This is a genomic window from Ruminococcus sp. 1001136sp1 (assembly GCF_039841815.1).
Taxonomy (GTDB): Bacteria; Bacillota; Clostridia; order Lachnospirales; family Lachnospiraceae; genus Blautia_A; species Blautia_A faecis.
Window position 1 is genome coordinate 1 of record NZ_JBDPGY010000007.1, and the last position, 14,049, is coordinate 14,049.

The following is a 14,049-nucleotide window of genomic DNA, read 5'->3' on the forward strand; positions in this document are numbered from 1 at the left end:
TCCTAAATAACCTCAGTTCCAGCCGACACACAGCATTTGGGCAATGTGTATTACTCCAGCGAGCCATTTCAGGCGCGTTCTTAGCGCAGATGAAATCCAGCGCTTACGAAGACTTATGCGTGAGGGCTCTCCCGAACGCATTAGTCGCAGTTAGCGATTAGTTCATCGGAGCGTTGCGCCGGCGAGTGAGTAATACACATTGTCCAAATGCGTCCGCCTTGAAGAACTTTTAATCCACTAAATAGCAATTCTCAATATACCTAATATTAGCAAATGTGCCGGATAAAAAATGTAGAAGAACCACTTAGAAAAGGTTCGATGTTTTTTTGAGCGCTTTCCGTTGTAGAGATAGATGATGCAAAGTGCTGAGAGCGGAATTCCGGCGGTGGCGCCGAGGGACTGGATAACAGCCCTGGCAGGAGTGGTCTGCTCCATGTTTTCTACAAGGTTTAACAGACCAAAGAACAGCATTGCCTTTCTGAAAACCTTCCATAAAAGTTTTTTTCGTTCAGAATTCTGGCCGCCAGCCAGATGGCTTTTCTGATCAGCATTCCGGCCGCCGGCTGGCAACATTTTCCCCTGTGCATCCCGGAGGCCACAGCTTGCGAACCAATAGGTGAAGATAGGGGCAAGAAAGGCCCAGTCGCTGTAGGCGGAGGCAAATACCAGGCCCAAGATGCAGAGTGTCTGCCGGGTTCCTGAAGGGATTTTTTCCATTGCATAGAGAATTAGGAAGCACAGGAAAAGAGTGAATAGCATGTTCATGCTTACGAAACTGATGGTTCCTTCTTCTGTAAACGCAAGACAGAAGGGGATTTCGGAAATCAGGGCAAACAGCAGAAGCCGTTTGCCGTATTTCTCTTTGGAGCGGGTGTAGCCGTAACCTTCTACCAGGAAGTAGCACATGGTGATAGCGGTAAAATACCCCACGTCCACCATCACCTCAAAAAGGAAGGTACCTGGTTCCAGGAAAACGTTTGCAATATGGTTTAATAGCATGGTAAACATGGCTACGTATTTGATCTGATCCCGGTTCATGCCTCAAAAATCCTCACCAACATATCTGCCATACCCACGGAGTATCCAGCTGCTGCAAAGATACCCTGGCATTGGCCCTCGGTAATGGTCATAAGCGGCAGCTTCCCGGAATCTACGTACATGCGGCGGGCGGTCATTTCCTTGTCCTTGCCGAAATCGTGGAAGTACACCTGAATTTCAGGGAGCAGTTCCAGACATTTCACCAGAGTAGCATTCTTTAAAGATTCTTCGCTGCGAAGGATAAATATAATCTGTTTTTGTATTTTTTCATATTTTTCTTTCAATTCCATTATTTCATTAAGAATGTGCACAGTAGGCTCACGGTCTTCTTCCAGCCAGAAGAGGATGCCTCGTTCAGCTATGCCATTCTCACATTTGGCAGCGTCTCCGCTTATTTTTCCCGTCAATTTGGACACCAGCACCTGATTTCCAGCCCGATCGGTCAGCTTGGAATCCGGAATGGAATGACGGTTGAACATTTCCTCCAGACAATACTCCCGAAGCTCCAGTTCCACCCGCTTCGTCTCATCTTTTTCAATATGAAAATCGTATCTTTTTCCCAGAATGTTTCCATTTGGCAGACGGTTTCCAGTCAGGATCCGGTAATCTCCCGGCATAATATCCAATTCCAGTTTTCCAGCTTCCCACTTGCGGTCGCTGAAATCCAGGGTAAGGTATCCTCTTCCGTCTGTCACCGCAATGGTCCAGTTCTGGAAATAATTCCAGTCCCCTTTTTCCCCGGCGAAGACTGTAAGATGGGATTCCTTCCGGCTCTCTTCCAATACTGCTACAAACCTCATTCCATCCCAATATTCAATAGCTCCATCAGCAGGATTCAGACGTGCCGGGATTCCCAGAGTTCTGGCGATTGCCACGAAAAGCACCTTGTGGGATTTCTCTCCGGCAATTCCAAGCTCCAGTGCTGCACCAGGAGTGGTGTATGCAGTCAGGCGCTCTTTGTCATTGCGGACTGAAATGTTCTCTTCGATCCAGGTCCAGATGCTCTTGGGATCTGCTTCAAAGGCATCCCTCTGCCCCTTGTCAAAATAGCCCAGGATCTTCTTTCTCCACCTGGTAAGAACCTCATTTTCCACGCGGGGATTCCATACATATGGAATGTAAATCTCATCTGGATTAAATTCGCGATAAACCGAGGCCTCCTGATAATGGCCCTCCAGCACTTCTGGAAAAGCATCCCTTCTGTCTTTCTCAGACAAAACAGCCATCATAGGCTCCACTTCCTTCATGGTATGTCCAAAAAGGCAGCGCTTCCACAGCGGCTGGAATTTCTCAATCTTACGTCGACAGTGTTCTGCCTCAGCGGCAATCCGGCGATTATTCTCTTCTTCCTGTTCTTGGGTAATATTCCAGCTTATTCTGCCGGTATCCTCCGGTGCATTCATGTCAAAATCCACCCAAAGCTCATCTTCATATTCCTCACCAAGAGTACAGGTAAAATGGTCGTCCTCTCTTGTGTCGATTACCTTTTCCCCGTAAGCACCATCATAAACAGCACAGATCAGCAGGCTTCCAAAACCGGTTTCAAAAGAAATACAGCCATTTTTGTCTGCTTCCATTATTGCAATCGGGGAAAATTCCCCATAGTTCATTACCTCAGCCCGTACTTTTGCCCCAGCTGCCGGAGTTCCATCCAGATCTTCCACTGTAATAGTGATCCACCTGGTTTTGGCATATTTACCAAGAAGATTAATGATCCGGTTCATTCCGTCTTTTCCGATCACTTCTTCATCTGGCATAGCGCGGTCATACCATCTGGAGCCGATCATCATGGCCCTGGATGCTGCATTGGTAAACCAGCTCTTGTCCAGAACAGCTTCTGGCTCGCAAGCTCCCAGATAATGCCAGTCGCCATCGCACCAGACCTCTACCCAGGCGTGGTTGTCATCACAATGGGACCATCTTGGCACATACACCGGTCTTGCAGGGATTCCGGCGCTTCGCATTACATTTACCACAAAGACGGCTTCCTCACCACAGCGGCCTACACCGCTTCTGTAAATTTCCAGTGCGGAGCCGGTACGCATGTCCGTTCCCTGGTACATCACTTCTCCCGCACACCAGTGATTGATTTCCAGTGCAGCTTCCACCATGGTCTTCCCCTGGACCTTATCCTTTATTTTTTCCCAGAAATAGGTACGGCATGGTTTGATTTCTTCATCATTTGTCCGATGAAAAAGCACGTAATTCAGGAAATAAAGCTCTGGATAATTCTTTACATAAGGGGAATTTTCCCAGAGATAGATTCCCTGCTGCACATAATCCAGATAAGTGTCAAAGGTATAGTTTCCCACATCGCTGTAGGGCATATTGCTGTACAGATATTTCATTCCGATCACAATATCAGGACTTAGTGCTTCCATTCTCTTCTTTATTTCTTCCGCTTTTCCTGGCAGTTCCCTGGAAAAATCTTCAAAGTCTTTTTCTATCCGGTCTCTGTTTTTTTCAAGAAACATCTTATAATCTCCTCATCATTTTAAGCGTGATCACAATTTCACTCTAAACGGACATGCCGCCTGTCGGCGACATCTCCATATAGGAAAGTCAGCTGTTCCACGCCTATGGCGCTCCCACTTGGCAAAAATACTTTTGGGAGCAGACTTAATAAAATCGCAGTATTTCATATATCACAAGAGATTCTATTTTATATCAAGCATATTTATAATATTTCCATATCCTGCATCTTCTGCCAGCTGCTGGATCCCATCCCTTATTTCCTCCAGGGAATAGTTGTGCGCTTCCAGAAATTCATCCCCTTTGGATGCAGCATATTCGTAGAAAAACATAGCTTCTGCCAGAGCTTCTTTGTCAGCGTAATCGATCCGGTCAAGAAGTTCGTTCTCTGCCTCGTTGATCTCGCCTCTGTCCACCATGGTTTTCATATGGTAAAGCTTGTCTCCGGAAATCTGGTATTTGGATTCTACCGGCAATTCCACCTGGACATATTTTTTCCCAAGCATGACACTGGCAAGGACACGGGCAATCTCTTTGATCATACGCATAATGTAGTCTTTTTCGTCATCAGTGAACATAAATTTTCCTCCTGGATAAATGAGAGTTCGTGGCTTTAGGGTAGCACCTTCCCAACATCAGAACTATTTCTGACTACTCTTACTGACTACGGTCACAAAAACCACAAAGGTTCCGCCCTGACACCTGTATGCGTCCTGGCAGAACCTTTTGTCATTAAGCTTATTATTTCATTTTTGATATCCTTTTGTCAATATAGGATGAAAGAAATTCAACGCTTCCCTCCACGCCAAGAGTGCTGCTGTTCAGACTCAGATCATAGACGTGCGGCTCAGACCATTTGGTCTTGCAGTGGCTGTCATGATATTTCTTTCTCTTTCTGTCTTTCTCTTTGATGAAACGCTCAGCTTCTTTATCGGTTTTTCCGTAAAGACGGGCTACACGGGCAATTTTCTGATCCATATCTCCAATAATGAAGATGGAAATCAGGCCCTCATAATCCTTCAGGATTGTCTCAGAGCAACGTCCTACGACTACAAAGGATTCTCCTTTTTCAGCCTTTTCCCGAAGAAAATTGAACTGCATCATAGCTACGTTGTCTGCCGGAGAACTGCTCATTCCTTTCACTGTACGGTAAAGAAATTTGTTGTGCTTCATCTCATCAAAGATTTCCAGTTCTTCTGGATTTACGTTATGGCTGTCTGCCACCTCGCGTAAAAGATTGTGATCGTATAAAGAAAGTCCATAGCGCTTGGCGATTCGCTCTGCAATTTCATGGCCTGCGCTTCCGAACTCTCGTCCGATGGAAATGATCACCTGTTTTTGTGTTTTCATGGTATCCTCCCTTCTAACCAGAGAAATCCGCCCTTGTTTCACGGATTTTTCCGGATAAAATGCCGTTAAAAGCGGGCAAGACCAACTGTCATTTATTCATAGCATGCCAGATCCCTGGCACTACCTTCTCTCCGATAATTGACAGTTCTGCATTTCCCTCTTATGGCATTATAAATATCTTGCATAAATCATCAGCATGGAAACGAGGACAACCAGGATCGTGGCAGGTGCCATTGCCTTGCAGTATTTTCCCCATTTGATCATGTGACCGCTCTTGGCTGCTGTTGCGATACCGACTACGTTTGCAGAAGCTCCGATCGGGGTTGCGCTTCCACCGATGTCAGTACCCATTGCAAGAGCCCATGCCAGAATGGAAATATCAATTCCCTGTGCGGCTGCCAGACTGTCAATAACCGGGATCATGGTAGCTGCAAACGGAATATTATCAATAAATGCACTTGCGACAGCAGATACCCAGATAATAATGGCGATCATTACCTTCAGGTTGCCACCGCTGACCTTGCCAATAAATCCGGCCAGGATGGTAAGGATTCCAGTCTGCTCCAGACCACCAACAACTACGAAAAGTCCTACGAAGAACAGCAGTGTCTTGTAATCAACCTTTTTCAGAAGATCCAAAGCATCTTTTCCGGAAGTGATCAGTGTCACTGCTGCGATAAATACACCGATACAGGATACGGTAAGTCCTGTCTGGGAATGTGTTACCAGAAGGACAACAGCGCAGAGGAAGATCACACAGCTGATGGTGAAGCCCTTCTTGCTTACAATTGCTTCTTCCGGATCCGGCAAAGTAGACGGATCAATTTTTCCCGCATTTTCAGTAAGCTCTTTGCGGAAAATAAAGTAGAAATAGATCACAACCAGTACCAGTGCGACCACTGCGATCAGGCCTGTGTTTGTCACGAAATCCGCAAAGGAAAATCCAAGTGATGTTCCAATGATAATGTTCGGCGGATCTCCGCACATGGTTGCAGATCCACCAAGGTTGGCGCAGAAAATCTCTGCAAGGATCATTGGTACCGGATTAAATTTCAGCAGCTGTGACAGTTCTACGGTAACCGCTGCAAGGAACAGGATTACGGTGATACTATCGATAAACATAGCAAGTACAAAGGACAGGAGCATAAATGTGATAAAGATCGGGATGATCTGGTATTTAACCAATTTCGCGATCTTCATGCATAACCAGCGGAAAAATCCGGAGTTTGCCATGCCTTCTACCATGATCATCATACCAGCGATGAACACGATAGTTTCCCAGTTGATTCCAGCAGAAGCTTCGCTTGCTTCACCTGCTGTGTGCCAGAATCCCGGTGAAAAAATACTATGTATGTTCAGTGTTTCAATAATTGCTGAGGGGCTGTGCATACAGATTCCAAATACAAGAATCAATGTAAGGAGCGCACATCCCAGCGTAACAATATGTCTTTCCCATACTTCTGTGATGATCAGAATGAACATCGCCAGGAAAATTACTACTGCAAAAATCTGTGCTATCATTTCTTTCCTCCATGACTGTCAAACCATGCCATCCAGATACCGACAGCAATGGCTGCAACAATCATTACTCCTATAAAAATATTAAGTAACATATAGTGCAATACCTCCAATCATATACGTTTGTTTACATGGAAAATAATTGCTCTCCACTGCAATGCTTTACTCATAATGAAAACAATTGCAGCAATCAGCAATATGAAACAATGGTATATGATCTTCAGTGCTTCTGTCCGTCCTGATGATGGATGTAACAGATGATAAACCGTCTGCCGTCAGCATCATTTCTGGTCAGCAGATGTTTCTTTGCTTTATAAAATACGGTATTCGCCAGCAGAACTGCCAGCATGATGAGCACCTGGGTTTCCACGCCTGACCTGTGGCGAAGGCGCTGGTCCGCCTCCAGCCTTACAGACACCTGCCGAAGTCCTGTCAATTCTTCTGCACTTGTCTGGGTGCTTCTGGAAAGCTCTGGTGAAATCAAAGAAGCTGAGGCCGGTTTCAGATCGTAAACATGCATAATGCTCTTCGCTTCCATGCCTGCAAAAAGCACACACAAAACCGCAACTGCCACACTGAAAAACAGGCAGACAAACCGGTTCGCACATTCGTTTTTTTTCACTTGGCCTCACCTCGATACCTAAAAAATTCGTTTTTATAATAGCAGATTTTATAAGGTTTTTCAACTGTTTTTGCAGAGGGCTGCAGGTCACCCTTTTCCATAATTATGTGCTGTTCTATATATTGGACACTTCTTTTTTTACAGGCAAAAATCGGACTGAAATGTATCTTTTCCAATGCATTTCAATCCGATTTATAATCACTCTCTTAATAAAATCCTGTTTAATTTTTACAGATTATTCAGCGTCTGTCTCCTCAGCTGCCTCGTCTGCTGTGTCAGCTTCTGCATCTGCGCTCTCGTCAGCATCTGCTGCTTCTGTGTCCTCAGCCTCTGCGTCATCGCTATCCTCGAATGGGATAACGGCTCCGTCATATTTCTCGTTGATGAAGTCTTTGATCTCGTCAGATTTTAATACATCTACAAGAGCTTTGATCTTGTCGCTGTTCTCGTTTCCTTCTTTTACTGCGATTACGTTTACATATGTTTTGGCAGCTTCGGAATCAGAGGTCTCATATGCAAGTGCATCTTTGGATACAGAATAACCAGCCTGAAGTGCATAGTTTCCGTTAAGGACAATGTAAGAAGTCTCTTCTGCAACACGTGCTACCTGCTCAGCTGCAAGCTCAACGATTTCTACGTTGTATGGGTTCTCCTCAATATCGTTTACAGTTGCCTCAAGGCCAGCACCGTCTTTCAGTTTGATAATTCCGTTGTCCTGGAGAAGAAGAAGTGCTCTTGCCTCGTTTGTGGTATCGTTCGGTACTGCGATTGTGTCGCCATCTGCGATATCATCAAGGCTGGATTTTGTTCCAGGATAAATTCCAAAGGGCTCGTAGTGGATTCCGCCTGCATTTACAAGGTGAGTTCCTTTTTCCTCGTTGAAGCTGTTCAGATATGGAATGTGCTGGAAGTAGTTTGCATCGAAATCGCCGCTCTCTACAACTTCGTTTGGCTGTACATAATCATCAAATACCGTTACCTCAAGGTCGTATCCCTCTTCCTCAAGGATCGGTTTTGCTGCTTCAAGGATCTCGGAATGTGGTGTCTCGGATGCTGCTACTGTAATGGTTTTGTCATCATCTGCTGCGAAAACAACGGATGTTCCAACGGTTCCAAGTACTAATGCTCCTGTGAGTGCTGCTGCGATTAATTTTTTCATAATAAAGTTCCTCCTCTTTTTTTAAAAATATATTTAGTTTCTACATTACAATCATTTTTTGATTTATTTTCTTTTATCCAGCTTGTTGGCGATCAACATACCAATAGTCTGGAAAATCTGTACCAGTACTACCAGAAGGATAACTGTCACCAGCATAATGTCTGTCTGCCAGCGGTTGTATCCGTAACGGACTGCAATGTCTCCAAGTCCGCCTCCTCCTACAGTTCCTGCCATTGCGGAGTAACCAAGGATAGTTCCTGTTACAATGGTAGCTCCTGAGATCAGGGATGTTCTTGCTTCTACCAGCATTACCCTAAATACGATCTGAAGGTTGCTTGCTCCCATGGATCTTGCAGCCTCGATAACTCCCGGGTCTACCTCATTTAAGGAAGACTCTACCATTCGTCCGATAAAAGGGATTGCCGCAATGGTAAGGGGTACGATGGTGGCTGTGGTTCCATAGCTTTTTCCTACCAGAAATCTGGTGAATGGAATGAGCAGGATCAACAGGATCAGGAATGGGATGCTTCGGAAAATATTTGCGATCACATCCAGAATCTTATATAGTACTGCATTTGGCCGCAAGCCTTCTTTGTCGGATACTTTCAGCAGGATTCCAAGGGGCATTCCAAATACATATCCGAAGAAGGTGGAAAACAGGGTCATGTATAATGTTTCCCCTACACCTGCGATTATCATATCGGTTACTTGTTTCGTCCACATAATCAGTTCGCCTCCCCTATCTCAAGTCCACGTTCTGTAAGGAATTTCTTCATCTCCGGTACATTGGTGCTGTCACTCATGAACTGGAGGATCATTTCTCCTTTGGCTACACCGCCTACGTTTTTGGTGTTTGCCTTCAGAATGTTTACAGGTTCGTGGAAGGTTAATATAAGGTTTGCGATTACTGGTTCGAATGCGGAGTTCTCAGAGAATACGATTCGAACGATTTCGCCGTCCTGGATTTCGGACTGGGTAAGCTTTTTGCTTTCTACGTCGTTTCCAGAGTCCTTGCTGATCAGTTCTTTGGCAACCTGTGATTTCGGGTGGCTGAAGATTTCTTCTACAAGGCCTTGTTCTTTTACTTCACCGTCTTTCATAATTGCCACATGAGTACAAATCTCACGGACAACTGACATCTGGTGGGTAATGATCACGATGGTGATTCCAAATTTCTGGTTGATGTCCTGCAAAAGTTCAAGTATGGAGGATGTGGTCTGGGGATCCAGGGCGCTTGTGGCTTCGTCGCAAAGTAAGATCTGCGGATCGGAGGCCAGGGCTCTGGCGATTGCCACTCTTTGTTTCTGTCCACCGGAGAGCTGTGCGGGATAGGCTTTCGCTCTGTCTGCCAGTCCTACGATTTCCAGAAGCTCCAGGGCTTTTGCTCTTGCTTCGGCTTTTTTCTTCCCCTGAATGTACAGTGGGAAGCAGACGTTTTCCAGTACGTTTTTCTGCATGAGCAGGTTGAAATGCTGGAAAATCATTCCTATTTTCTCTCGCTCTTTGCGGAGTTCTTTGGGGGAAAATTCGCTGAGGGATTTTCCGTCTATCAAAACTTTTCCTTCGGATGGTACTTCAAGAAAGTTCATACATCGTACCAGGGTACTTTTTCCTGCACCGGACATTCCGATGATTCCGTAGATATCTCCGGTTTCAATGGAGAGACTTACGTGGTTCAGGGCTTGTACGGAACCGTCTTTGGTTTCGAAGGTTTTGCTCACATCTTGGATTAATATTGAAGACATGTCTTTCCTCTTTCCTTTAAGTGGTGTTTCATCGTCGATATGGTTACTATAACACAATTGGAGTAAAAGTGTTAATTCATAAAAGTTAGGGCTAGTTATAGGGTAAAGCTATAGCTGAAGTGGACGCCAGCGGGGGAGGGATAAATCACGCTCGCCGTCGCAACGTTCTGGTGAGCTAATGACTAACTGCGACTAATGCGCTCGGGAGAGCCCTCTCGCATAAGTCTCCGTAAGTCATGGATCTCACCGCCACTAAGGGCGCTCCTTAAATGGCTCGCTTAGATTTATCCCTCCCCCACTGGCTGTGTACTGGGTGTTGGGCAGTTGAGCGCAGCGGACGTTTGGGCGGGAAGGCGCTGCGCTGTTTCCGTCCAAACTGAAAGTGGGGGGTGTAGTGGGTGGTTAGGTTCAGCTTTAGTTCCAAATGGAAGTTTATGTAAGTGTGTGGATTATCGTAATGCTTTGTCTTTGTATTTGGCAATTTCTTCCAGGTACTTCTGTCCTAACTTACTGATCGTGGTGCCTTTTCTTGCAAGGTAGCCGATGGTCATGACCTCGTCGGAGTCTAGCTTCACGGCGCAGTAGTCGGAGCCGTTTAGTTCTTCGCAGATGATTCCGGAGCAGAGGGTGTAGCCGTTGAGGCCTACCATCAGGTTCAGGAGGGTGGCGCGGTCGTTGGCTTTGATAAGGCGTTTGTATTCGTAGGTGCTCAGGACTTCTTCGGCGAAGTAGAAGGAGTTGTAGGTGCCTTGCTCGAAGGAGAGGCAGGGGTACTCGCGAAGGTCTTCCAGGGTGATCAGGTCGCGGTCGGCAAGGGGATGGCCTTTCCACATGTAGACATAGATGCTGCATTCCAGAATTGGGTGGAATTCCAAATTGAACTCGTGGAAAAGTTTCTCAAGGACTTTGTGGTTAAAGTCGTTCAGGTAAAGGATGCCGATCTCGCTTTTGAAGTCTTTTACGTCGGTGATGATGTCGTAGGTGCGGGTTTCGTGGACGGCGAATTCGTATTCGTCCATTCCGAACTGCTTCACCATTTCCACGAAAGCATTTACTGCGAAGGTGTAGTGCTGCATGGAAACACTGAATTTCTTCTTGGTATGTTCCTTGGAAACGTATTTGGATTCGATCAGCTCGTACTGCTCTACCACCTGGCGGGCGTAGCCTAAGAATTCCTCGCCTTCAGGGGTTACGGAAATTCCACGGTTGGTCCTGCGAAAAAGCTCCACTCCGATTTCCTCCTCCAGTTCACGGATTGCTGAGGACAAACTGGGCTGTGATATAAAAAGATTCCGGGCAGCTTCATTCATAGAATTGGAATTCGCCACCGTAATCGCGTAACGAAGTTGTGCCAGAGTCATATGGATTCCTCTTTTCTGTATTGTTCTATTTTACAGGTATGCACCTGTGTTTTCTTATCATAATTAATTCCGACTAACAGCAAGTTTCCCTTGTATTCTTCCAGACTGCGACAGTATTCTTTCTCCTTAATTTGCTGGATTGCACCTTCTGCGTTTTTATCCCATTTTAATTCAACTACCAATGCTGGTTTATCTAAGAAGCGCTTTCTTGGAACATAAACAATATCTGCAAAGCCTTTTCCCCCTGAGAGTTCCCGGTGTACTGTGTAAAAATTACGTGCTGCATAAAGTGCAAGCGAAATGGTATAGCTAAGCGCATTTTCGTCATTATATTGGAGATGAGATGTTTCAAAGTGCGCCTGCCTAATGCCCTCTGCGACCTGCTCTTCTCTTCCCTGCCATATGGCTTGCAATGTATCTGCTGAATTTTTTAATGCTTTAGAAACTTCACCCCAATCAGACACAGCAATAGCGCTTACATATTCGGAACGAATCTCCTCATTTGGAATAAAAACTGTTTTATCTGCATAACGATACCCCAGATAGCCCAAGTGAATCAACAGTGTAAGTACATCATCCTCTGTTCTGAAAGTTGTCATATCATTTGTAAAGCTTCTGGTGTTCACTGGTACTGTTTCTCCGGCAATCATACTTAATATATCATCCCGGAGTCCTTCAAAATTCATATCAATATAAATCTGCAATGCCTCAAAAGTCTCTGTCTGATTCCAATAATTTCCCAGTTTTCCAAGGCGCATGCAGCTCACAACCGACTTCGGGCTGTATACAGATTCTACTTCTTCAAAAGAATAACCATCATACCAGTTTTTGATCTCATTAATATCCATCTGATACTTCTGGCAAAGTGCTTCTACTTCTTTTTCTGTAAAACCTACATATTCAGCCAAGGGGCCCGGATCAATCATTGAAAATTCATCGAACATATTCAGTGCACTGTGGGTTCCGTATTTCTTTATTGGCAAAATTCCCGTCATATAGGCAAGATAAATGTATTCTTTATCCTTAAGCAGATCACGCAGAAAATCAAGGTAAATCTCCTGCGCAGCCTTATCATGTTTGAACTCCCGGAAAATACAATCCCACTCGTCAATAATAACTATAAAAGGGCACTCACTTTCTGCAAAAATATCCTGCATAGTTTCCGCCAGATCATTTTCGTCATATAATTCCACATCAGGGTACTGTTTCTTCAATTCGCGGATTACTTTGCCTTCTACTCTCTCCAACAATTCCTTCACATTTGAACTTCTGCTCAAAAATTCCTGCATGTTCAGAAAAATGGTATCGTATTTATTCAAATGTTCCTCAAAGCTTTCATCCTTGGCAATTTCCAAACCGGAAAAGAGTTCTCTGGAATCACAGCCCTTACTGTAATAAGCCGTAAGCATATCTGCTGCCATAGACTTTCCAAAACGCCTTGGTCTGCTGACACATACACAGGACTGCAGCGTATCGACAATACTATTTGTATATTTTATTAATCCTGTTTTATCCACGTAAATATCCGAATTCACCGCTCTTTTGAATTTATTATTCCCCGGATTCAGGTAGATTCCCATAAGACAGCCGTCCTTTCTGCGATTTTGCGTTACCAATAAACAATAACAATTTTCTTCTATATTAACACAGCACTGCGATTTATTCCACTGAGGATTTTTGCCAGTCTTTAATACGAAAAAAGGGTGTATGACTAAAAAAGCCAAACACCACATTTCCATAGCCCGAGAATGGTACACAGCCTGACACCTTTTTGAAAAAGCTTTCAGCCGCATCCCTCCTCTTATTCTGTATAACTATTCCCATTCTCATCCGTCCAGGTTCCGTCGCCGTTGTCAATATAACCAGTACCATTATCATCCATATAGTAATAATCTCCATTAGTTGTTTCTGTAACTGTCACACCGTTTCCATTGGCATCTTGTAATACATGCTGCTCTAACTCGGCACCAAAATAATGGGTACTGTCATTTAAGGACTGGTAGGTCTTTCCATTTTCATCTGTAAAATAAACATCGTCATCGGTGCTGTATTCCATACCGTCAGCATCTACATATTCGCAGTCATAATTTTTGTAAATTGTTCTTTCTACAGAAACTGTATTTCCATCACTATCATACAGGGTGATTGTTGTGGTGGAAAGAATATCGGATGTAGCATCTGTTGTGGCAGTTGTGGTATTACTTGTCGTACCAGCTGTGGCATTACCTGCTGTACTGGCTGTGGTATTCCCTGCCGCACCACCTGTGGTATTACCTGCTGTGCCAGCTGTGGTATTACCTGCTGTACTGGCTATGGTATTCCCTGCCGCGCCACCTGTAGTATTACCTGCTGTGCTATTTGCAGTATTACCTGCTGCACCACTTGCAGTATTACCTGCCGTACCAATGGAACTTACAGTATTTGATCCCTTCGTGGATGAAGAAGCCTTTTTATTTGAAGATACTATATTTGCAGCAGAATCAGAGGCAGAATTTCCGGTATTTTCTAAAGTTCCAGCTGAACAACCACTTAATGTCACCGCCGCCATAAGTGCTATCATTTTAACCAGTTTCATTTTCATAGTAAAATCCCCTTTCATTTTCTACTTTTGTAGAAGTTGGTTATATACTACATCTGTAGAAATTAAATGTCAATCACTTTTTCTACAATCGTAGAATTATTTAGGTTTTACTTCTGATATTCTTAATTCCAGATTACGCCCCAAAATCATTCCCACAATTTGCATGCCCCCATTATGAAACCCTCATCCAGGCAAAAACAGGA

Annotated in this window: 12 protein-coding genes; all 12 read right to left on the reverse strand. The window is 44.6% G+C overall.

Annotated elements, in window-relative coordinates:
* Positions 1-237: 237 nt before the first annotated feature.
* Positions 238-1,038 (reverse strand): TraX family protein, encoded by an 801-nt coding sequence (locus ABHC48_RS07530; RefSeq protein ID WP_187565169.1) that lies wholly within the window; start codon positions 1,036-1,038, stop codon positions 238-240.
* Complete coding sequence (locus ABHC48_RS07535) at positions 1,035-3,512, reverse strand: transglutaminase-like domain-containing protein (RefSeq protein WP_195699768.1); 2,478 nt, start codon at positions 3,510-3,512, stop codon at positions 1,035-1,037. The genes ABHC48_RS07530 and ABHC48_RS07535 overlap by 4 nt, the downstream gene beginning before the upstream one ends.
* Before the next feature lie 183 nt (positions 3,513-3,695).
* Positions 3,696-4,088 carry a DUF6483 family protein gene (locus ABHC48_RS07540; RefSeq protein WP_118583724.1) on the reverse strand — a complete coding sequence of 131 codons (393 nt, stop codon included), beginning with the start codon at positions 4,086-4,088 and terminating at the stop codon, positions 3,696-3,698.
* A gap of 163 nt (positions 4,089-4,251) precedes the next feature.
* A complete protein-coding gene (locus ABHC48_RS07545) occupies positions 4,252-4,860 on the reverse strand; it encodes a cytidylate kinase-like family protein (RefSeq protein WP_195477275.1) in 609 nt (202 codons plus the stop codon).
* Between the two features lie 168 nt (positions 4,861-5,028).
* Entirely contained in the window at positions 5,029-6,381 is a 1,353-nt protein-coding gene (locus ABHC48_RS07550) for an SLC13 family permease (protein ID WP_195699769.1), read from the reverse strand.
* Between the two features lie 217 nt (positions 6,382-6,598).
* Positions 6,599-7,000, reverse strand: a complete 402-nt coding sequence (locus ABHC48_RS07555) for a hypothetical protein (protein WP_118583718.1) — start codon at positions 6,998-7,000, stop codon at positions 6,599-6,601.
* 235 nt (positions 7,001-7,235) lie between these two features.
* Positions 7,236-8,159, reverse strand: coding sequence for a MetQ/NlpA family ABC transporter substrate-binding protein (locus ABHC48_RS07560; RefSeq protein WP_187565173.1), 924 nt, complete (start codon positions 8,157-8,159; stop codon positions 7,236-7,238).
* A 63-nt stretch (positions 8,160-8,222) separates the two neighbouring features.
* A complete protein-coding gene (locus ABHC48_RS07565) occupies positions 8,223-8,882 on the reverse strand; it encodes a methionine ABC transporter permease (RefSeq protein ID WP_173715778.1) in 660 nt (219 codons plus the stop codon).
* Positions 8,883-8,884: 2 nt separating this feature from the next.
* Complete coding sequence (locus tag ABHC48_RS07570) at positions 8,885-9,904, reverse strand: methionine ABC transporter ATP-binding protein (protein WP_117849364.1); 1,020 nt, start codon at positions 9,902-9,904, stop codon at positions 8,885-8,887.
* A 449-nt stretch (positions 9,905-10,353) separates the two neighbouring features.
* Positions 10,354-11,265: a LysR family transcriptional regulator gene (locus tag ABHC48_RS07575; RefSeq protein WP_118583712.1), complete on the reverse strand. Its 912-nt coding sequence runs from the start codon at positions 11,263-11,265 to the stop codon at positions 10,354-10,356.
* Complete coding sequence (locus ABHC48_RS07580) at positions 11,262-12,845, reverse strand: AAA family ATPase (RefSeq protein ID WP_173734761.1); 1,584 nt, start codon at positions 12,843-12,845, stop codon at positions 11,262-11,264. Before ABHC48_RS07580 ends, ABHC48_RS07575 begins: the two co-directional genes overlap by 4 nt.
* Positions 12,846-13,066: 221 nt before the next feature.
* Entirely contained in the window at positions 13,067-13,846 is a 780-nt protein-coding gene (locus ABHC48_RS07585) for a hypothetical protein (protein WP_195699770.1), read from the reverse strand.
* Between the last annotated feature and the right edge of the window lie 203 nt (positions 13,847-14,049).

Bases quoted from the DNA above. Each gene is read 5' to 3' on its own strand.
- ABHC48_RS07530 (WP_187565169.1), bottom strand. From the start codon at position 1,038: ATGAACCGGGATCAGATCAAATACGTAGCCATGTTTACCATGCTATTA.
- ABHC48_RS07535 (WP_195699768.1), bottom strand. From the start codon at position 3,512: ATGTTTCTTGAAAAAAACAGAGACCGGATAGAAAAAGACTTTGAAGAT.
- ABHC48_RS07540 (WP_118583724.1), bottom strand. From the start codon at position 4,088: ATGTTCACTGATGACGAAAAAGACTACATTATGCGTATGATCAAAGAG.
- ABHC48_RS07545 (WP_195477275.1), bottom strand. From the start codon at position 4,860: ATGAAAACACAAAAACAGGTGATCATTTCCATCGGACGAGAGTTCGGA.
- ABHC48_RS07550 (WP_195699769.1), bottom strand. From the start codon at position 6,381: ATGATAGCACAGATTTTTGCAGTAGTAATTTTCCTGGCGATGTTCATT.
- ABHC48_RS07560 (WP_187565173.1), bottom strand. From the start codon at position 8,159: ATGAAAAAATTAATCGCAGCAGCACTCACAGGAGCATTAGTACTTGGA.
- ABHC48_RS07565 (WP_173715778.1), bottom strand. From the start codon at position 8,882: ATGTGGACGAAACAAGTAACCGATATGATAATCGCAGGTGTAGGGGAA.
- ABHC48_RS07570 (WP_117849364.1), bottom strand. From the start codon at position 9,904: ATGTCTTCAATATTAATCCAAGATGTGAGCAAAACCTTCGAAACCAAA.
- ABHC48_RS07575 (WP_118583712.1), bottom strand. From the start codon at position 11,265: ATGACTCTGGCACAACTTCGTTACGCGATTACGGTGGCGAATTCCAAT.
- ABHC48_RS07580 (WP_173734761.1), bottom strand. From the start codon at position 12,845: ATGGGAATCTACCTGAATCCGGGGAATAATAAATTCAAAAGAGCGGTG.
- ABHC48_RS07585 (WP_195699770.1), bottom strand. From the start codon at position 13,846: ATGAAAATGAAACTGGTTAAAATGATAGCACTTATGGCGGCGGTGACA.